Origin of the sequence: Photobacterium sp. BZF1, assembly GCF_014349205.1 — a bacterium.
Classification (GTDB): domain Bacteria; phylum Pseudomonadota; class Gammaproteobacteria; order Enterobacterales; family Vibrionaceae; genus Photobacterium.
Map to the genome: position 1 here is coordinate 1 of NZ_JACSOF010000132.1, position 18,181 is coordinate 18,181.

General features: G+C 43.0%; 21 protein-coding genes and 2 tRNA genes. 7 read left to right on the forward strand and 16 right to left on the reverse strand.

The genetic code is table 11. The annotated features are described in order from the left end of the window. Positions 1-139 precede the first annotated feature (139 nt). Positions 140-649, reverse strand: a complete 510-nt coding sequence (locus BIZ37_RS23210) for a GNAT family N-acetyltransferase (protein WP_187463526.1) — start codon at positions 647-649, stop codon at positions 140-142. Between the two features lie 213 nt (positions 650-862). Here BIZ37_RS23210 and pdxY point away from each other — a divergent pair, with 213 nt between their 5' ends. Beyond that, complete coding sequence (gene pdxY / locus BIZ37_RS23215) at positions 863-1,717, forward strand: pyridoxal kinase PdxY (RefSeq protein ID WP_187463527.1); 855 nt, start codon at positions 863-865, stop codon at positions 1,715-1,717. 88 nt (positions 1,718-1,805) lie between these two features. Here pdxY and BIZ37_RS23220 read toward each other — a convergent pair whose 3' ends face one another. The 4 genes from BIZ37_RS23220 to BIZ37_RS23235 form a co-directional block, all read right to left on the reverse strand. Next, positions 1,806-4,109 carry a bifunctional diguanylate cyclase/phosphodiesterase gene (locus BIZ37_RS23220; protein ID WP_187463528.1) on the reverse strand — a complete coding sequence of 768 codons (2,304 nt, stop codon included), beginning with the start codon at positions 4,107-4,109 and terminating at the stop codon, positions 1,806-1,808. Then, positions 4,106-4,996, reverse strand: coding sequence for a transporter substrate-binding domain-containing protein (locus BIZ37_RS23225; RefSeq protein ID WP_255526875.1), 891 nt, complete (start codon positions 4,994-4,996; stop codon positions 4,106-4,108). The genes BIZ37_RS23220 and BIZ37_RS23225 overlap by 4 nt, the downstream gene beginning before the upstream one ends. Positions 4,997-5,103: 107 nt before the next feature. Continuing rightward, on the reverse strand, positions 5,104-6,513 hold the full coding sequence (locus tag BIZ37_RS23230) for an aminotransferase class V-fold PLP-dependent enzyme (protein WP_187463530.1): 1,410 nt from the start codon (positions 6,511-6,513) through the stop codon (positions 5,104-5,106). 370 nt (positions 6,514-6,883) lie between these two features. Next, the gene (locus tag BIZ37_RS23235) at positions 6,884-7,153 is read right to left on the reverse strand and encodes a serine protease (RefSeq protein ID WP_187463531.1); all 270 of its coding nucleotides are present in this window, start codon (positions 7,151-7,153) and stop codon (positions 6,884-6,886) included. A 178-nt stretch (positions 7,154-7,331) separates the two neighbouring features. On the opposite strand from BIZ37_RS23235, the gene BIZ37_RS23240 reads away from it, so the two are divergent. From BIZ37_RS23240 to BIZ37_RS23250, 3 genes are all read left to right on the forward strand, one after another. Beyond that, complete coding sequence (locus BIZ37_RS23240) at positions 7,332-7,706, forward strand: cytochrome c (RefSeq protein ID WP_187463532.1); 375 nt, start codon at positions 7,332-7,334, stop codon at positions 7,704-7,706. 158 nt (positions 7,707-7,864) lie between these two features. Beyond that, positions 7,865-7,938 (forward strand) — tRNA-Gly (locus BIZ37_RS23245). A gap of 32 nt (positions 7,939-7,970) precedes the next feature. Then, a tRNA-Leu gene (locus BIZ37_RS23250) sits at positions 7,971-8,057 on the forward strand. Between the two features lie 148 nt (positions 8,058-8,205). Here the strand turns inward: BIZ37_RS23250 and BIZ37_RS23255 are convergent. From BIZ37_RS23255 to BIZ37_RS23280, 6 genes are all read right to left on the reverse strand, one after another. Beyond that, entirely contained in the window at positions 8,206-9,252 is a 1,047-nt protein-coding gene (locus BIZ37_RS23255) for a VOC family protein (RefSeq protein ID WP_187463533.1), read from the reverse strand. A 58-nt stretch (positions 9,253-9,310) separates the two neighbouring features. After that, a complete protein-coding gene (locus BIZ37_RS23260; RefSeq protein WP_187463534.1) occupies positions 9,311-9,775 on the reverse strand; it encodes an acyltransferase in 465 nt (154 codons plus the stop codon). 114 nt (positions 9,776-9,889) lie between these two features. Further along, positions 9,890-10,924 (reverse strand): nitronate monooxygenase family protein, encoded by a 1,035-nt coding sequence (locus tag BIZ37_RS23265; protein WP_187463535.1) that lies wholly within the window; start codon positions 10,922-10,924, stop codon positions 9,890-9,892. Positions 10,925-10,964: 40 nt separating this feature from the next. Continuing rightward, positions 10,965-11,486, reverse strand: a complete 522-nt coding sequence (locus BIZ37_RS23270) for a GNAT family N-acetyltransferase (protein ID WP_187463536.1) — start codon at positions 11,484-11,486, stop codon at positions 10,965-10,967. 47 nt (positions 11,487-11,533) lie between these two features. After that, positions 11,534-12,163: a LysE family translocator gene (locus BIZ37_RS23275; protein ID WP_187463537.1), complete on the reverse strand. Its 630-nt coding sequence runs from the start codon at positions 12,161-12,163 to the stop codon at positions 11,534-11,536. Positions 12,164-12,228: 65 nt separating this feature from the next. Further along, positions 12,229-12,630 (reverse strand): type II toxin-antitoxin system RelE/ParE family toxin, encoded by a 402-nt coding sequence (locus BIZ37_RS23280; RefSeq protein WP_187463538.1) that lies wholly within the window; start codon positions 12,628-12,630, stop codon positions 12,229-12,231. Between the two features lie 219 nt (positions 12,631-12,849). On the opposite strand from BIZ37_RS23280, the gene BIZ37_RS23285 reads away from it, so the two are divergent. Next, positions 12,850-13,506, forward strand: coding sequence for a glutathione S-transferase (locus BIZ37_RS23285; protein ID WP_187463539.1), 657 nt, complete (start codon positions 12,850-12,852; stop codon positions 13,504-13,506). Between the two features lie 78 nt (positions 13,507-13,584). Here BIZ37_RS23285 and BIZ37_RS23290 read toward each other — a convergent pair whose 3' ends face one another. Next, positions 13,585-13,920, reverse strand: a complete 336-nt coding sequence (locus tag BIZ37_RS23290; RefSeq protein WP_187463540.1) for a zinc ribbon domain-containing protein YjdM — start codon at positions 13,918-13,920, stop codon at positions 13,585-13,587. Positions 13,921-14,215: 295 nt separating this feature from the next. Between BIZ37_RS23290 and BIZ37_RS23295 the strand changes: the two genes are divergently transcribed. After that, a complete protein-coding gene (locus tag BIZ37_RS23295) occupies positions 14,216-14,452 on the forward strand; it encodes a PAS factor family protein (RefSeq protein ID WP_370577580.1) in 237 nt (78 codons plus the stop codon). Between the two features lie 39 nt (positions 14,453-14,491). Here the strand turns inward: BIZ37_RS23295 and BIZ37_RS23300 are convergent, their stop codons facing one another. The 4 genes from BIZ37_RS23300 to BIZ37_RS23315 form a co-directional block, all read right to left on the reverse strand. Further along, positions 14,492-15,433 (reverse strand): D-2-hydroxyacid dehydrogenase family protein, encoded by a 942-nt coding sequence (locus BIZ37_RS23300; RefSeq protein WP_187463541.1) that lies wholly within the window; start codon positions 15,431-15,433, stop codon positions 14,492-14,494. Between the two features lie 107 nt (positions 15,434-15,540). Beyond that, positions 15,541-16,005: a GNAT family N-acetyltransferase gene (locus BIZ37_RS23305; RefSeq protein WP_187463542.1), complete on the reverse strand. Its 465-nt coding sequence runs from the start codon at positions 16,003-16,005 to the stop codon at positions 15,541-15,543. Between the two features lie 127 nt (positions 16,006-16,132). Beyond that, the gene (locus BIZ37_RS23310; protein WP_187463543.1) at positions 16,133-16,873 is read right to left on the reverse strand and encodes a hypothetical protein; all 741 of its coding nucleotides are present in this window, start codon (positions 16,871-16,873) and stop codon (positions 16,133-16,135) included. 244 nt (positions 16,874-17,117) lie between these two features. After that, positions 17,118-17,375 carry a hypothetical protein gene (locus tag BIZ37_RS23315; RefSeq protein ID WP_187463544.1) on the reverse strand — a complete coding sequence of 86 codons (258 nt, stop codon included), beginning with the start codon at positions 17,373-17,375 and terminating at the stop codon, positions 17,118-17,120. Between the two features lie 227 nt (positions 17,376-17,602). Here BIZ37_RS23315 and BIZ37_RS23320 point away from each other — a divergent pair. Beyond that, the coding region (locus BIZ37_RS23320; protein WP_187463545.1) for an IS110 family transposase at positions 17,603-18,181 on the forward strand (579 nt) is incomplete at its 3' end.

An 18,181-nucleotide genomic window follows, 5' to 3' on the forward strand; every position in this document is an offset into this window, starting at 1 on the left:
ATGATAAAAATATTAACAACGGGCACCCTCTGCTCATTAATTAAGCAAAACAGCCAAAAGAATAAGTCATTGCCGTTTTTCTGGAAGGGAAATAAAAAATGGCTAGCACCAGCTAGCCATTTAAAAGAAATGAATAGGATTATTTTAATTGCTTATAAAATAACAAGGTTGCGTCTAAAGCCCCCGTTGAGCTAATCGCAAATTCAGGGATTTCACCGGCAAACTGAAAACCCATCGCGGAATATAGCCTAGAAGCGACATCACCTTTACGGGTGTCCAACACCAACAGGCTCCTGCCAAGCTTTACAGCAGCCTTTTCCGCCGTCGCCATCAAAGCGCGCCCCCATCCTTTGCCCCTTTGTTGCGGCAAGACCATTAATTTTTCAATTTCAGCACGGTGAATACCATTGGCTTTCTGGCATAGCGCCAACTGCACTACACCTACGACTTTATCGCCTTCCATTGCGACGAACAGTCGCCGTTCGCCTTTGATGAGTTCATCCTCGACATGGTGCCAATAAGAAATGGCTTCGACTTTTTTTAAAGGTGGTAAAAAACCAACCGATGCGCCATCGTTCACGCATTCAACCAATAACTCAATCAGCCCCTGCTCAACCCCTTCGGTTGTCACTATTTCCTGAACATCCATGTAACCTCCTACCCTTTAGTATCCACCAGCCCATCCACGCTACCGATAAAACCAACTTGGCATGCAATACATTATCTGGCAAGCCGAAACACGACCTTTTACGCTTTCAGTACTTTCAGAGCTGCAATGTAACAACTACTTATTAATACATTGTGATCAGTAGCCTGTCACATTATTATCGGTGTCGTACACATACCCAACAGGATAAAAATAATGAAAGGTATTCTTTCTGTTCAGTCACATGTCGTTTATGGGCATGCAGGAAATAGCTCAGCCGTTTTTCCACTTCAACGCATGGGCTTTGAAGTTTGGCCAATTCATACTGTTCAGTTCTCAAATCATACCCAATATAAAGAAGGTTGGACGGGGCGCGCTTTCGCTGCAGAAGATATCACCAGTCTGGTATCCGGTATGGAAGCGATTGGTCAATTAGACAACTGTGAAGCTGTACTTAGCGGTTACCAAGGCAGTGCGGAACAATGCCTAGCTATTCAAGACACCGTTCAGAAAGTAAAAGCCGCCAATCCGCAAGCTTTGTATGTCTGCGATCCAGTCATGGGAGCGCCAGATAAAGGCTGTATTGTCGCGCCGGGTATTGCCGAGCACCTGATAAATACTCTGATGCCGATGGCAGATATTATTGTGCCAAACCAGTTTGAGCTCAGCCAGTTTGCAGGCATGGAAATCAACTCCCTTGAAGATGCGGTAAAAGCTTGCCAGCTTGCATTGGACAAAGGCCCGAAAATGGTGCTCGTTAAACACTTGCACAGCGTTTCAAGTGAAAAATTCTCCATGATGTTGGCAACTCAGGAAGGCTGCTGGCTAGCGCAACGCCCTCACCTTGAGTTCGACAAGCAACCAGTGGGGGTTGGCGATCTTATTTCAGCCCTGTTTACCGGTCAGTACCTAGCTAAAGGTAGCGCCAAAGACGCTTTCAGCCATTGTAATGATGCATGCTATGCCGTCCTGAAAGAAACGTCAGACCGTGGTGAATGGGAGCTACAAACCATCGCTGCACAAAATGAGATTGTTGAGCCGGCCGAACACTTCCCGTTGCAAGCGCTGTAATTTCTGGTTAATACCCTCGAGAAAATTAAACGCAGAGTAAATCGCAATTTCTCTGCGTTTATTTCGTTTATACCGTTGCTTTTCACTTTCAGGCAACAGATTGCGGTACTCGATTTTTAGACAAAAGCCGTTCGAATAATTCAGCTGGAAGTGGCTTACTGAAGTAATACCCCTGCCCGTAATCACACTCTTTTGCCAAGAGGAAATCTGTATGCCAGCGGGTCTCTACACCCTCGGCAACAACATTAATGTTTAGTGCTTTAGCCATCGCAATAATGGCACCGACTAGCTCTCGGTTAGGTTCATTTTGATCGATATCTATCAAAAATGACCGGTCAATTTTCAACTTATCGAAAGGAAACTTTTGCAGATAGCTCAGTGCTGAATACCCTGTACCAAAGTCATCAATCGTCAACTCTACTCCCTGCTTTCTTAGGTTATTAAGCAGAGTAATGACATCTTGAGTATGGTTAAACAGCAAACTTTCCGTCACTTCAATATCTAGCCTATTCGCTGGTAAACCGGATGAATGTAAACCTTGTTGAATTTGGTCGAATAGCTTCTCGCAGTACCTAAATTGCACACTCGAAAAGTTAATAGAGATCTTGATAGGAATAATAGGTTGCCAACGAGCAGCTTGATGACATGCTTGATTAATGGCGATCTCGCCCAACTTATGGATTAAACCATTCTTTTCGGCTAGTGGGATAAATTCTTCAGGAGAGATAAAACCTAACTTCTCATCATTCCAGCGCATTAAGGCTTCAGCTCCTACAATCTGGTTCGTTTTCAGATCTAAGATAGGTTGATAATACAGTTCGATATCACTATTACTAATAGCCTGACGCAGACGTCCATCTAAATCCATTGAACGCTGTATATCCGTCAACATACTGTCTTCATAAAACCGATACGCATTTCGACCATCTTGCTTAACCCTATACATCGCTGTATCCGCTGCAGCCAAGAGCTGATGGGAATTATCACCATCCTGAGGGTAAACAGACATACCAATACTGGTGGTAATAAAAAACTCTTGATTATTCCAAATAAACGGGCGCTCAAATAAAGATAAAATTGATGATGATAGTGACTGAGCAAATTGCTCATCGCTGAGATCAGGAATAATTAGCAAAAACTCATCCCCCCCTAAGCGAGCTAATACACTTACTCCCCCGAGCACCGAAAGCAGACGCTGGCTGCTTTCGGTAAGAATATAATCGCCTGCCAAGTGACCGAGCGTATCATTGATCTGCTTAAAATTATCCAGATCAATAAACATTACTAGCACCTTAGTATTGGTTGCAACCGCATTGGCTAGAATGAGCTCTAATTGTTCATTGCCGAATTTCCGGTTAGGTAAGCCGGTTAAAGCATCATGAGAAGCTTGATAAGCTAATTTTCGCTCAGACAGTTTTCTTCGCTCAATCTCATCAACCAGTCTTTCATTCTGAACAGCAAGCACCCTTTGCTGTTTGTGTGACTCTTCAAATTTCGTTTTTAATATAATGTTGGCACTATTAATATTGAAGGTATAAAACAAACCAATGATCACAGGCACAGCCAAAAGCGAAATACCAACGACAAACCAACCGGATGTGAAAATATCTTTTTCATTGATTGGAGAAAACCACCCTTTTAGTTGGTAAGGCGTGTTTTCAATCGGAAATTCATAAAAAATAATGTTAGAGTTTCTGAAAGGGTCTCCATTTATTGAGTTCCAAACTAAAATATCATCTGCGCCCGTTGAGAGCAGCATTTTACTTCTACTCCCTTCATACTCTTGAGCCGTTAACTGTTCAATAATGACCGTTGTGTTGATATCAGCAATCAAATAAGCCACAGGACGCCCAGAGTAGTAGACCGTTTTGAATATTTCACTATGGGGTTGCTCAAGGTCATGCCGGGTATGTAAAACATGGGTCTCATCGGAGGTTTTTTTGAATCGCGTTACATCAACGTGCAAACTGATTTTATCCGCGGTATCAACGATTACAGTTCCATCATAACTTGCCAATATAAAACGTTTATATACAGGAATGTCATAAATTAACTTGTTCTTAACCAGTTGATTCAGTTCATGATCAAGTGTCATTAAACTCGCCCCAAGCCCATACTCCATCGACATCCCCGATGCTAAGTTGGCGAAGAAGGTAGTCATTGCACTGCTTGTGGTAAAATCAGAAACTTCTTCACTCGACACACTAAAGAAGTACTCGAGCATACTGGCATAGCTTTGTACTTTAAGTGTTAACTCACGGTGCTGGGACTCTTTCAACCTTGTTTGGCCTAGGTTGGTCACTGCCAAAATCAATATCAAGTATGCCGCAAGAAGTACTGCAGCGAGAATGATAAGGTTAGTGCTTGACAGTTTTTCAATCCATTTCTTCATAAATCAGTTTCATTGCTCTTAGTAAAGTAGTCGCCATAAAAATAAAAAACTGACGGATAATGCTTTTCTATAAGCTTCTGATATGTCCCATCATTTCTAATCTTAGTTAAATATTGATTAAATGCATGACGTAAATCGGGACTAGTTTTCCTAAAAGCTGCAGCCATACGTTGATCTTGTGAGACCGGTCCAATAACTTTGATCTCTCCTGGCCACTTTTCTAAAGCAATTAATGTATCTGCCACATCCAATAACGTAGTTTCTGCATCGTTATTTAAAATGGCTGGAACCATTTCATTCAGTTTACGGCCAGGCTCAGGTAGGATGATATTTGCGCCTGTATCATACAGGTTATACAAATTAGGATCGAGGCAGGAATGCTCCATCGCCAGAACGTCTTTATTTTTAATTAAGCTTTTTACGATATTAATATCTTTATCTACATCCCCTGTTGGCTTTATTGGCTGCAAAGGAGAATCGGCACGTGCAATCAACCAAACAGCAGAGGGAAAATAGTCAGCGGAAAAATCTACGATCTCCTCACGCCAATCGAGTACTGTCGCACCATTAGCAATGATATCGCCCTCAACCTGAATTTGTTCTCCCCATACAAAGTCATTATTTACATAGAAGGTATTTTGGCCCGTCAATTTACCGACAACATTGTTCCACTCGGCAGGCACATACTCGTATTTAACCCCTATTGACGAGGCAAACCCTTTAACTAGTTCAACATCCAATCCGCTGAGAGATTCAAAGTCATCTGTTTTGATATAAGAGACAAAGTTTGCGTAAGGAACGCCAATATGTCGTAAAATCCCCCGCTCTTTGATTTCAGCGAGATCATCAGCATTCACGGTTGTACTGATCAGTAATCCTGTTCCCATTAATACAGCCGCTGCCAATGCATGCGTCAGTTTTGCTTTTTGCATCTATTCAGCCTCTCATCCATGAAATGCGAAATACGCCCAGCGAAAGCCGGGCGTTGATTTGATTAAGCCATTTGTGCGTAAAGGTGCTCTATCGCCTTTACTAGTCCTTTTACATCTTTTTCATTGTGGAAAAGGTGGGTAGAAATACGCAATGCATACGTTGATGCAGCGTCATCTTTGTATAGTTTGAAATCTGTGGTACGAATGATGTAGCCGTACTCTTCTCGCAACCTATCTCTAAATTCGGTAAGCAACTCACCATCACTGACATTGAATGGAAACGGATTGAATGTGGTCAAGCCGCTGTCGAGCCCTTCTACATCGGGTGAGAATATAAGCGCTTGAGGTAACGCTTTACTCAGTAGGTTCTTGCAAAGTTTACTGAGAGACAACACACGGGACTCGATACGGTCACGACCGATTTCATCCCACATCTTACAGCTGTCAACCAACGCCTGCTTAGCCGGATAATGGTCGTTACCTACATACTGCATCTGCAGTTGGGTACCCAGATAGTCAGCATGTGATAACGAGGAGTTGATATACCAAAGCGGGTTCTCACACTCGGGCCAATACTCATCTAAACGGGAAGCGTTGTCACGTACATACAAGATCCCAGTCGCTCCCGGGCCGCACTGCCATTTATGGCCCGAACCGGCATAGAAATCACAATCGATATCATGGAAGTCCAAGTCCATCATACCAATGGTATGCGCTCCATCGACCAAGGTAGGTACCGCATATCTTTTCGCGAGTTTACAAATTTTCTTCGCCGGTAGGCGTGTTCCCGTCTTATAGGTAATGTGCGAGAAGACAATCAACTTCACATTGCTGTAGGCATTGAGCGCTCTTCTAAACGCTTTTACGTAGTCTTGTTCGCTGACACTTTCAGTACCGGTATAAATTGGTAGCTCTACCTCAACAACCTCTACACCAAAACGCTGTTTAACGACATTCAATGGTGACGATGCGGCAACATGCTCATGGTGAGTAGTTAAAATGACATCGCCTGGCTCAAAGTGGAGACCATTGATAATCGAGCACATCCCATCGGTTGTATTGCGGCTCAAGATGATCTCATGTGGTTCCGCATCAAAACCTGCAGCGACTGATTCAACCATCTCTGAAACATACGGCCAACCACCGAACTTCCCATCCATATCCCATGGATACTTCGCGACAGTTTTATTGTTCTCATGGAAAGCTTGCAACACAGGCTTTGGCATAGAGCCTGTTGTACCGATATTCATGTAGGTTGAATGTTTATCGAGAATGAACTGCTGCCTAACTTCACGCCAAAATTCTTCATCGCTACTTGTTAGATTTAGTGATTGCCAATCAACTAACTCTTCTGAAGCTGAAGCCTGGCTACTAAATACCGCACCGCCTACCCCTGCAACAGCTAGCCCTGTCGTGGTTTTCAAAAACTGTCGGCGATTAAGGTTTTTCAGATCTGACTCTGAATGACTCATTTTTAACTCCCTGTGTCGTGCACGTAAAAATCGAGAACAATTAACAATTCAATCAATAAAATCACAAAGTATTACTAAATGTAATTATTCTTTTCAGAAATGCCGAGCAATATCAAACTATCCGAGTGCAAATACAACGATTGAATTTACAAAACAGCCATACCTAAAAGGTAATGTTCAATTTTTTGCACAACTAAATAAACGATTAGACCAAAATGACTGGTGAGACCTAATTGTTGTTTCCGTTAGCCCAGTTTTGCTTCCAAAATTATTCTATTTTCAACATACGAAAACGCCCTGCAAAGGCAGGGCGTCAATAACAATCAATACTTCGCTACCAGCTACTCACGAAGTCAGTTGATAGTTAAACTCAGTTTGATTCATTCTCTTTTACGTCAGAGCAAAAGCTTTGAAATGCCTCTTCGGTGTTATCAAACCCTTGTTGTTCGGATAACTCCCAAGGCCGTTCACATTGTTCCGTTTTCGCACACCAACTGTATCCTGCAGAATGTTTACACCCGTGCTCATCCTCATCTGCACCAACCATGGGTTCAGCAGAATCATTACAACCAAGCAATAACATACCACTAAACAAAACCAGCAAAGCGCTAACCAATGATGTTGAATGACGGCGCACCATAACAACTCCTCCGCATAGAAATGAAATGCCCTATCCAAATAAACTTAGTGCAAGTTGGTAAATATGTTAGCGGGGTTCTCCTTCTGCTCCATTATACCAACGACACTTTTTTCACACTGTTTACGCTAAAAACATATACAAGAGCAATACCTCACCCACTTAATACGCAGGCAGACAAATGAAACGTAGCCGAGTAAACCTTATCATCACTGCAATCATCTTACTGGCTAGCAGTATGGTTTATACCATTGTGGCGAATTACCCTTATACAGCAGTGGATATTGAGAATGGTCAGTCTCAGTACCTTGCAAATTGTGTTTTCTGTCATGGCGATAAAGGTCATGGTGACGGAACCGTTGCTATCGCTTTGGAAGTAAAGCCCGATAATATTTTTGACGAACTAAAGAATCCGTTTGGCCTAAAAATAGAGCTTATCCAGTCTGTTCTCGAGGGAGATAATGGTCAGGAAGGAAAGATGCCAGCTTTTGGTCATACCCTAACGAAAGAAGACATCAATGACATCTTCGCGTACATAGAAAGTGTTAACGAGTAGCAGTCAATTAGCCGGCCAATCTGTTATTTGTTTAATAATCAATCAACCTCAACAACCGTCTTTATTAAAGCGTGATAGGCGTAGCAATTTCTATCTTTTAGGATTGCGAGAAGAACAGTCTAGGCTTATAGTTTCTTTGTAATCAGTCACTTAGTGATGCGAGCATCGTATAATGGTATTACCTCAGCTTCCCAAGCTGATGACACGGGTTCGATTCCCGTTGTTCGCTCCAAAACACTTAGTTGCTGATGAGTAAGAAGACATGCGGTGGTGGCGGAATTGGTAGACGCGCTAGCTTCAGGTGCTAGTGTCCGCAAGGACGTGAGGGTTCAAGTCCCTCCCTCCGCACCAATCTTACTGTTTCTAGTTTGATCTCTTCCGTTTTTAATTCTCTTTCTCCATAAACATTAAATAGGTATATATGTACTGAATACCTATCAGCCTCTTTTCCTAGAACCTCTAGCCTCTAGCCTCTAGCCTCTAGCCTCTAGCCTCTAGCCTAATTCAACAAGTAATAGCCCGATAGCACAACCCAGGTAGTGACAATCAACCAATAGACAACAGGGTTGCTGTTGCGCTCTACATGTTCCAAAAAATGGGTCGACCCATTTTTAATGTCCGGTATCACCCAAAGCAGGAAAAGCACACCCCACACCCAATTTATTTCCGTAACAACAGCGAGTGCGATGATAACCAGCCCAAGCAGTGCCCGCCATTTAAACTTATAAGACAATATTTTATCTAACAGGCCACTTGGCCCGACACCGTGCTTGCGGCTTTTACTTGTTTCTTCACTCTGCTCAACCAGATAAAAAGCGGCACCTTGCGAATCATAGGCCAAAACTGCACGTCGCTCGCCCAAAGGTTGCTCGGCAACAATTTGGCCACCGCTCTGCTCTATGTGCTTTAACTCAGCATCGAGATCGTCGACTGCAAAGTATACCCCCCAATATTCTTTATCCCCTTTGATATCATTGCTTGTCACCTGAATGCCTGCGATAGGCTCACCCGACACAATCACGTTGTAGCGTCCTTCCTCATTGGTTGCTCTTATCTCCCAATCAAAGACATGCTGATAAAAGGCTTCTACCTTCGAGAGATCGGAAATATGCAACTCATGCCAAATCCTTTGTCCATGTTGGACAGACTGGCTAAGCTTTCCGGCTTGGCTAACACCCAGATCACTACCGTCATAGCAGGTGAAGCCCGCACCTGAAGGGTCACGGATCAGAGCTATCATGCCACCACCAGCAGCAGGTTGTGGCTCAACCTCAACTTTAGCTCCATGTTGCTTCGCCAATTCAACGGTTTTGTAGATATCACCGACTTGGATATATGACATCCAAAATGACGGCATCCCCAAACGCTGGAAATTTTCTGGCATGGTGTACAAGCCCGCAGTCGCTTTCCCTTTCCCTTTCCCTTCGCACAAGGCATAACCCTCGCCCATATCCTGGTAATCCCAACCTAGGCACTCAGTGTAGAAATGTTTAGCTTCTTCAAAGTCAAAAGTAGATAGATCGCACCAGGTAAAGGTATTGGTCATGTTAGCTCCTTGCTTGATGAGCAAAATGAAGATTTGACTGCGCCCGGAGTGAGTACAATCAAGCTAAGTCTCTTAATTTTCTTGCTGGGTTCCCTGCATAAATGCCTTTTTCGACAATATCCTTGGTCACGACACTACCCGCCCCAATCACTGCCCCTGAGCAAATTCTCACAGGCAAAATAGTCGCGTTGGAGCCAATGGTAACCTTATCTTCGATAACAATACGCCCCCAACTTTCAGGGTCTGGGTCCGGCTCCCCACTTTTGAACAAATCATTCGCGAACATCACGCCGTGGCCAATAAAGCAATCAGCACCAATCGTGACATACTCGCAAATAAAGGTGTGAGACTGCACTTTTGTCCTTTCACCTATAATTGAATTCTTCTGAATCTCGACAAAGGGCCCGATAAAGACATCGCTTTCCAAGGTGCAACCGTACACATTTGACGGCTCAATAATAGTGACGTTGTCACCGCATTCAATATCTACAACTCTGGCCTGTAACAGTCTTGGTTGAGGCATCACACTCCCTTAATACCTTAATTCAAATTAAAATTAGATCACTGCGCCCCAATTAATATTGGGTGCTTCGAATAGAAACGCGTTAATTGCTGACTGTATATGTCCTTATGCATGCTAAAAGTTTTGGGCAAGTAACTGAGTTAAATACTTCGCTGATACTTCCTTGCACCCTGAAGTATTTTGTCCGCTCCACAACGGTGAGAAGTCTCCGACGCCTTGCTTTTCATACAAGGCTCGCAGTTGGGTCATCTCGACAGAAGCAAAAGGAAACTCAGGCGCATCTTCACGAAGATACCCTAGTTCTGCCATTGCCAGGTTCACAATGCCTCTAGCTGGCCTACCAGAAAAAATATTGGTTACAGCGGTAAGGTTTGAGTGCTCACCTTTAAGTGCCATTCGATGGATAGGTGAGGTTTTCGCCTCGGTACAAAGTAGGTACGCAGTCCCTACCTGAACATATTCAGCACCTAGCATCATAGCAGCCTTCACCCCTTCACTCGAAGCGATCCCCCCGGCTGCAATAACCGGTATATTTATTTTGGCCACTATTTGGGGTACTAATGAAAAAAGGCCCAACTGATTCGATAACGCTTCTGATAGAAACATCCCCCGATGCCCACCGGCTTCAATGCCTTGCGCGATAACCGCATCAACACCTTGTGATTCCAGCCATATGGCTTCATCGACTGTAGTGGCTGTGGATATTACCCTTGTCCCCCAGCGCTTTATCCGAGCCAATAAGTCTTTATTAGGAAGGCCAAAATGAAAGCTGATCACTGGCGGTGAAAAAGGTTCTATCGCATCAGCTATATCATGATTGAAGGGCAATCGACCCACAGAACTCGACTGACTTGCACACAGCGTCCCCGTCTTCGTAAAGTAAGGCTTGAGAGTCTCCTGCCACATAGCCTGGCGAGCTGGGTTGTACTTCGGCATCTCATGGCAAAAAAAGTTAAGGTTGAAAGGCTTATCCGTAACAGATTTAATCGACTCGATTTCACTAATAATCTTTTCAATACTCAGCATACCGCAAGGCAAGGATCCCAAGCCACCGGCTTCACTGACCGCGATGGCCAATTCACTGTCTTGCACACCAGCCATTGGAGACTGAATGATTGGCAAAGTCGTTCCAAATAAATCCTTTTCCATGACCATCCTTATTAAATCTAGCTCATATTGATAGGAATTATCATGCCACCCTTGTGTGACGATAAACGTGCCACACTTCTCCTTCTTTTAAAGAAAGTGCTTTTTCAAACCTAGCCCCTAGTGAAGATGCTAACCCTATCGACGGCGTGTTTTGGGAATGAACAACACTAATTAGGTCTAGATCTGGTAAATATTGGCTACCCACAATTTGAATGGCTTTAGCGGCTTCTTTTGCGTATCCCTTCCCCCAATAGCGCCGAATTAATGCCCATTTTAATTCAGGCAACGGCCAATTTTCGGGAAAAGAGAGCCCTACCAGACCAAGGAATTCATTAGTCTTTTTCAGTTCAAGAGCATAAGGACCATATCCTCGGCGATGCCAGTGTTCCTCTATACTCGTGATCACTTTGCGGCACCCCGCCATATCAAGTGGATTACCGTAGGTGTATTGCACAGCCTCTGGATCAGAGAGGTAATCCAGCAAAACATTTTCATCACTTTGTTGTATTTGTCTCAGCAACAACCGTTCAGTTTGAATTGTGTTAGGCACCAAACACGTCAAGCAAGACTCCTCTTTTACTATGTTGCGTTAGCTTGCCCATTATGCGGTTAGTTGCGATTAACTGTCGAGAGCAATGTGCCAGCCCCAATAAACACACCACCTGTGAGTTTATTGAACATCTCTGCTCTCCCAGAAGCAAATACCCAATTTGAAGACTTGGCCCCTAGATAGGCATAAAAAAGTAACCAAGTAAGCTCTAACACTGCAAATGTGATAGCAAACACCAAATATTGGAAAAACAGCGCTTCTGACGGATTGATAAACTGGGGAAAAAGCGCGGTAAAAAAGATAATCGCTTTTGGGTTGCTGGCTCCGACTATAAAACCGCTCATATAATGGCTGGCGAAATGGTGCGAGCATAAAGCTGCTGGTGATGGGCTTTCAAAATGAGTGCTTTTAGATGTAAACGACTTAATGCCAAGGAAGATCAAATACCCCGCGCCTAACCACTTGATCAGATTAAACACCACCTCAGAAGAGGCAATAATCACCCCTAGCCCAGTAAAGGATAACGTCAATATAGAAGTGATAGCAGTCAAACTACCCAATGCGGTATATGCGCCAGTTTTCCAGCCTGCCGTGACTCCCTTAGTCATACACAGTAACGAGCTTGGCCCTGGTGACGCGGTAAGAACCAGCACTGCAAGTACATAGTAGATCCATATCTCGAAGGTCATATGGAAACTCCTTTTCCATAAAAGTACGATTAAAATATCACGTTAGCTTAAGTGTAGCTTTTTATTCAACAAACAATGTGGCCCTTATCATTTAACATCCAAGGCCTTTTATCTAACTTATAGAGCAGATTGTTTACAGCTATAGCCCGATAGGCCTCTTTCTGTGGTGTTTTCCTTGTTGTTTTCATAAAGGCGTGAATGATAACAATATCGCCTTCTTTGCTTTTTACGAAAAGTACCCTTACCGATTCTTTTCCTGCATCGACTCTTAACTTATATATCGTACCTTTGTATTTCCAAATTTTGGGTTTCAGTACTTTTAGATTCTTACAAGAGTAAATATCACCATGCTCAACATAAGTATTTAACTTATTAAAGAGGCTAATACGAAGCTCATGAGACATGGCGTTAAGTATCAAGGGCACTGAAATCCCCGTTTCAGTATCATCAACAATAAAGATTTTCATATTGGTACAGCACCTGTTTTTACACGATGATAAACGTGAAGTGCTGACGCATATAATCAATTCTATTGAATAGGCTATTTGATTATTTCAACTTGATTATCACCATGAAATATCACAGATAACATCCATTTATTGCAAAGAATAAGTCAAGCCAATCAAACTTTTAACTAATCAGGTCTAAAATCAGAAAGATAACCTTAAACTTACAAGGCTAAATACATGTCACTGCCAATACTTTACTCTCTGCGAAGGTGTCCTTATTGCATAAGGGCAAGGCTCGCAATATTAATGGCTCAACAGCCTGTAAAGCTACGTGATGTAGTTACCCGCAACTTACCGGTTGAGCTGCTCCAGGCCTCACCAAAAGGAACAGTGCCTGTATTGGTGATAAATACGTCAGAAGTGGTCGATGAAAGCCTGGATATCATGCTTTGGGCACTTCAGCAAAATGACCCTCTAAATCTGCTGTTAAGTGATCAACCTCTTTCTCATCAAACCGAGATGATGTCATTGATAAATCGTAACGACAGTGATTTCGTCCCTTCATTAGATAAGTACAAGATTGCCGCTCGTTATCATCACGATAATGCCCTGACCTACCGTCAACAATGTGAACAATTTATCATTACTCTTGAATATCATTTAGCCAAACAAACATTCTTGATGGGTGCTCGTCCAAGCTTGGTTGACTACGCAGTATTGCCGTTTATCCGTCAGTTCTCGCGAGTTGATAGAAAGTGGTATTTAGGCGCTCCTTACCCTCATCTCGAGCGATGGCTTAATACACATTACCAGAACCCGCTTTATTCCAAAGCTATGACTCAATACCCTCGATGGCTCGATACCAAGCAAGAGTTTTTGATAGGGAGTGTTTAGTGTTGCAGACAGGATAGCCAGTTTTAATTTAGAAAGGATGCATTGACCACAAAGGCAGCCAATGCAGTGTTTGTTCGTTTAGGCTTTCTTGACGTACTTAGCAGTAATCATCATTTCACCGGCCCCATCGACCTTACAATCAAGTTGGTGATCTTTTCCGTCTACAATGCGGCGAACAACGGCCTTGCTACCAATCTTGATGACCAATGAGCTTCCTTTCACTTTAAGGTCTTTCGCCACTGTGACCTTATCGCCTTCAGCCAGCAGTGTGCCGTTGGCATCTTTGACTGACAAAGCCTCTTCTTCGGCAAGTTCGGTAGGGTTCCATTCATAAGCACATTCAGGGCAAATCAGATGATTTTGATCTTGGTAAACATACTCAGACTGACAGTTTGGGCAAGGAGGCAAAGACATACTTTTCTACTTCTAGCTATTAACACAATCCACGTATGTTAATAGTTATTAGCACCTTTAGCGAGCCCATTTCCATTTACTCAAATGAAAACATAGCCTTAAAGCTGAATTGAACATCCAGCAACTTAGGACCGGGAGTTATAGATTTTTTTGAAAACGCTCCTGCACAGAATTGAGAGCGAATAACATACAAAATCAACAAAACTTAATTGTGGTATTGTATGACATATGTCACAGCACTATGAATTCTATCAGTTATATAATCATCCTACCCCCAATCACGATAATGATACTGATGAACACAACAACACTCATTCATGACACTTTAAAACGCCTTGCCGCCCACGCTCCTGAGCAGCATGCCCAAATTCGCCAAGCCTTATATGAACATCTAAGTCTGCCATTTAACAAACAGCTAGACCTGTATGTAAATGTGTTAGGACCGATCAGCTCGGGGAAAATAACAGGGTGTCACAACATTGAAAAAGCCGCCGAGTTAGCCTTCGAAGTGCTAGAGAGGCCAAGCCATTAAAGCTACTACAACATGGCCCTACTTTGAGGGCCATGTTCATCATGACCCCTGCTCGAAAGCCAACAGATTTTCGAAAGCTATTTTAAAGTACAGCTCATAGCTATTATGTTCCACATAACCAAGGTGCGGTGTTGCAGTAACATTGGGCAATGAAAGCAACGGTTCATCACCGACAAATGCAGGCTCTTTATCAAACACATCTACCGCGGCTCGCTTGGTTGGCACAGCAAGAAGCTCATTGTAGAGCGCAGACTTCTCAACAAGTTCAGAACGACTGATATTGAGAAATAGAGAATCCGGCTTCATTAGCCTCAAGTCACCTGCAGTCACACACTCTCGCGTGGCATCATTTAGACGCAGGTGAAGTGAAACAATATCTGAATTCGAAAAGAAATCGTACTTGGAAACCGCTGATTCAAAGCCATGTTCCTGGGCTAACTTGCGAGACTGCTCACTGCCCCAAACCACAACTGACATTTCAAAAGCTTTGGCATATTGGGCAATTCGCTGCCCTATTTTGCCATAACCCCAGATACCTAGTTTCAAGCCTTTGAGGGTACGTCCGAGCCCTAACACTCCTGAGTTTTGCCATTGGTTATTTTGAAGGTTAGAAGCATAAGTTGGGATATGACGACTTGCCGCCATAAGCAAAGCCCAACACAGCTCCGAAGGTGCTATCGGAGAGCCGCGCCCCTCCAAGACTTTGACGCCGTATTTTTCACACAGGTGGACATCTATATGATTACTGACTTTGCCCGTTTGGCTAATCACCTTGAGCCGTGGCAATTGAGAAAGTAGCGACTCCGTAATGACCGTTCTCTCACGAATTAACACAAGGGCCTCGGTATCTTTGAGTTTGGCCACTAACTCCGACTCGGTCAGTGTATCATTAAGCACAGTGACCTCATGCCCAGCCAAGAGCTCGAAACAATCCAAGGTTTTGACGACATCCTGATAGTCATCCAACACTGTTATTTTCACTACACCCTCCTTGTTGATAGATACCGTGTGTTATTACTCCGAGAAGATAAAACCCAGCAGCAGTATGACAACGCACACCACGCTTTGGGGATCTCGCAAGCTTCCTGTTATCCATGTAATACTGGTTTGCGATAGACTTTCGTTACTTCACCCGAGGGTTGGTAAGCATCTTCTATGCGGGTCCAACCGAATTTCTCGTATAGGCCATCATGATCCGTTGTCAGGTAGAGATGTGTGTACCCGATAGACTTAGCAACATTACTTGCATGTTCAAACATAGTTCCACAAAGGCGCTTCCCCCTGTGCTCGGGCTCAATAAATAAGGAGCTAAACCACGGGTAGATATCGTGCCTACTAACAAAGTCATTAATAATTAAGCCAAAGCAGCCGACAATTTGATTGTTATTAACCAGCACATAAAATTGTGGGATGGCATCTTCTACCTTGCTTGAGTTAAGCATGGCATTTTCAAAATATCGGTAGTTGTCTTGGGAGCCCCACTTGGAGTGGATGTATTTTGCGCACTCCAAGATACCTTTTGGGTAATCATTGACATTATATATTTTGTACATCTTAAGTCCTTTTAAGAGATGCCTAATACCTGCAATCAAGTATGCCCCGCTATTTTAAAAAAGCGGAGCAAAACTCATACCCAGACAGTGATTAAAAAAGTTAACCTTAACTGCTGTGTTAGGTACTTCACTCGTAGCCTTGAAGAACTTGCAACCTTGAGAATAACTCTTCAGTCACTTCCTTCGGATACTCTGCTCCTTGAGGGCGAATCCATACTCGAATTGTTTCCTCAACTGAGATACACAACTCTTCATCAGAATAGGCCATAGGGTCTTTAATACAAAAAGGCCTTAGTGCATATTCAAATCTATCTAAGATTGCATCTCTAGAGTTAATATCATAATACCTATAGGCATCACAGAAAGTTTTAACAATAGATGTCTCTATCATAGCTGATTCAAACCAAGAGACAGGATGGCGATATGAAATAACCCAATTTGGCCCATTAACCCATGTTGCAGCCATGCTATTTGGATCGAAGCCATACTGAGTTGAATCTGCAATCTTATCAGTCAATCCCCCCCAACAAGAACTAAGGATTAGCCCTTTAATTTTCTTACCTCTATCTCGAATCAGTTGAGATGCTGTTTTTAAAGTTGCATTTGCAACATTTTTACCGTCTCCATGACCGCCTAGGTAAAGAACCTGCCTACTTTCGCTCGTGTTAACCAAGTGGTCTAATGCGGACTCTAGTGATTTGTTATCATAATAATTACAGCTATAGATGTTAAACTGTGGTTGATCCACTTTGGTATTTAATAGTTTTTTTACCCCTTCAAAAAAAGGTAAACCACTCGCTTGTCCAATATTACTTTTGGGTGAAAACCATGGGGACTCTGCTACTAGTAAAGCTACATTTTTTGCCATATTTGTCACTTTCCCTTAATTTAAATAAAAGTTATCCGCAATTAGCAATGATGAAAGGCGAGTAACGCCACCAGATCATCTTCATCATTTTGTCACGCTCAACTTAAACCCTAATGAATCTGGCGGAATTTTCTTCTCCGTTTATATGCAGCCATAACATAACAATCACCTGATGAGTTATGCGTGCGCACTAAAACGGAGAAGACCAAAAACCGCTTAAATTCTTTTTAGGCTAATGTGACGATTATTTGCTATGTTGGGTAAAACCTTTGATTAACCAACTCTTTGGATTTTCCGATTCTGATTCATTATTTAACTCCAATACTTCACTGACTTTTTTACCGATAGCAGTATTAACAGAGCGTAAAGAGTTTTTATGAACTTGTGATTGATATTCTCTCATCAATTCTTCATTAGATTGAATGTTACAAAAAACATGATCGGTTATGTCTTTAATAAATTCTCTTACAACCTTTTCTGCATAGTCGTTTACTTCTGACATTCTTAAACCCCTATATCATTTACAAATGTTTGCACAAAATTCTCGAACATTTCTCTGGAAAATTTTTCTTTGTAAAGTAGCTATATGACCAACTATACCAACGAAAACCACAACGCCTATCCAAACATTCAACGCGTGTAGTCAATTCACCCAACGAATGACATGGACGCCCCCTCATCAGGCTCTACCACACTTGGTAAGTCTGACTACACTCCTTGGAGGCCACCATGTCACAATCAATTTATGGCATTGATTTAGCCAAACATTCGTTCAGTATCCACGGCGAAGATGAACATGGCAAGGTACTGATCCATAAAACAATAACTCGTTCAAAAGTCCTTTCTACCTTTGCCAATATTCCGCCAGCTATTGTAGGAATGGAGGCCTGTGGTGCTTCACACTATTGGGCGCGTGAGTTAGCTAAGTTAGGCCATACAACGAGAATCATGGCGTCCAAATATGTGGCGCCTTTCAGGACGGGTGCCAAGAACGATCTCAACGATGCTATAGCGATTTGCATAGCTGTCACCCGCCCCTCAACGCGCTTCGTCAAAATCAAATCACCTGGGCAGCAAGCTATCCTGCTGCTACATCGCGCTCGTGATAACTGGGTTCATGAACGAACAGCCTTGCTTAACCAAATAAGAGCAATGTTGGCCGAGTTTGGCATCATCGCACCGAAAGGCAGGCACGCGTTACAAACCGCCATTCCAGAAGCACTTGAAGATGCTGAAAATCAATTGCCTGATCTAGCAAGGGCTATCCTCTCCGATAGCTACGATCACTTACTCAGCATCAACCAACGT

Coding starts and splice junctions, on each gene's coding strand:
- BIZ37_RS23210 (WP_187463526.1), bottom strand. CDS start 649: ATGGATGTTCAGGAAATAGTGACAACCGAAGGGGTTGAGCAGGGGCTG.
- pdxY (WP_187463527.1), top strand. CDS start 863: ATGAAAGGTATTCTTTCTGTTCAGTCACATGTCGTTTATGGGCATGCA.
- BIZ37_RS23220 (WP_187463528.1), bottom strand. CDS start 4,109: ATGAAGAAATGGATTGAAAAACTGTCAAGCACTAACCTTATCATTCTC.
- BIZ37_RS23225 (WP_255526875.1), bottom strand. CDS start 4,996: ATGGGAACAGGATTACTGATCAGTACAACCGTGAATGCTGATGATCTC.
- BIZ37_RS23230 (WP_187463530.1), bottom strand. CDS start 6,513: ATGAGTCATTCAGAGTCAGATCTGAAAAACCTTAATCGCCGACAGTTT.
- BIZ37_RS23235 (WP_187463531.1), bottom strand. CDS start 7,153: ATGGTGCGCCGTCATTCAACATCATTGGTTAGCGCTTTGCTGGTTTTG.
- BIZ37_RS23240 (WP_187463532.1), top strand. CDS start 7,332: ATGAAACGTAGCCGAGTAAACCTTATCATCACTGCAATCATCTTACTG.
- BIZ37_RS23255 (WP_187463533.1), bottom strand. CDS start 9,252: ATGACCAATACCTTTACCTGGTGCGATCTATCTACTTTTGACTTTGAA.
- BIZ37_RS23260 (WP_187463534.1), bottom strand. CDS start 9,775: ATGCCTCAACCAAGACTGTTACAGGCCAGAGTTGTAGATATTGAATGC.
- BIZ37_RS23265 (WP_187463535.1), bottom strand. CDS start 10,924: ATGGAAAAGGATTTATTTGGAACGACTTTGCCAATCATTCAGTCTCCA.
- BIZ37_RS23275 (WP_187463537.1), bottom strand. CDS start 12,163: ATGACCTTCGAGATATGGATCTACTATGTACTTGCAGTGCTGGTTCTT.
- BIZ37_RS23280 (WP_187463538.1), bottom strand. CDS start 12,630: ATGAAAATCTTTATTGTTGATGATACTGAAACGGGGATTTCAGTGCCC.
- BIZ37_RS23285 (WP_187463539.1), top strand. CDS start 12,850: ATGTCACTGCCAATACTTTACTCTCTGCGAAGGTGTCCTTATTGCATA.
- BIZ37_RS23290 (WP_187463540.1), bottom strand. CDS start 13,920: ATGTCTTTGCCTCCTTGCCCAAACTGTCAGTCTGAGTATGTTTACCAA.
- BIZ37_RS23295 (WP_370577580.1), top strand. CDS start 14,216: ATGAACACAACAACACTCATTCATGACACTTTAAAACGCCTTGCCGCC.
- BIZ37_RS23305 (WP_187463542.1), bottom strand. CDS start 16,005: ATGTACAAAATATATAATGTCAATGATTACCCAAAAGGTATCTTGGAG.
- BIZ37_RS23310 (WP_187463543.1), bottom strand. CDS start 16,873: ATGGCAAAAAATGTAGCTTTACTAGTAGCAGAGTCCCCATGGTTTTCA.
- BIZ37_RS23315 (WP_187463544.1), bottom strand. CDS start 17,375: ATGTCAGAAGTAAACGACTATGCAGAAAAGGTTGTAAGAGAATTTATT.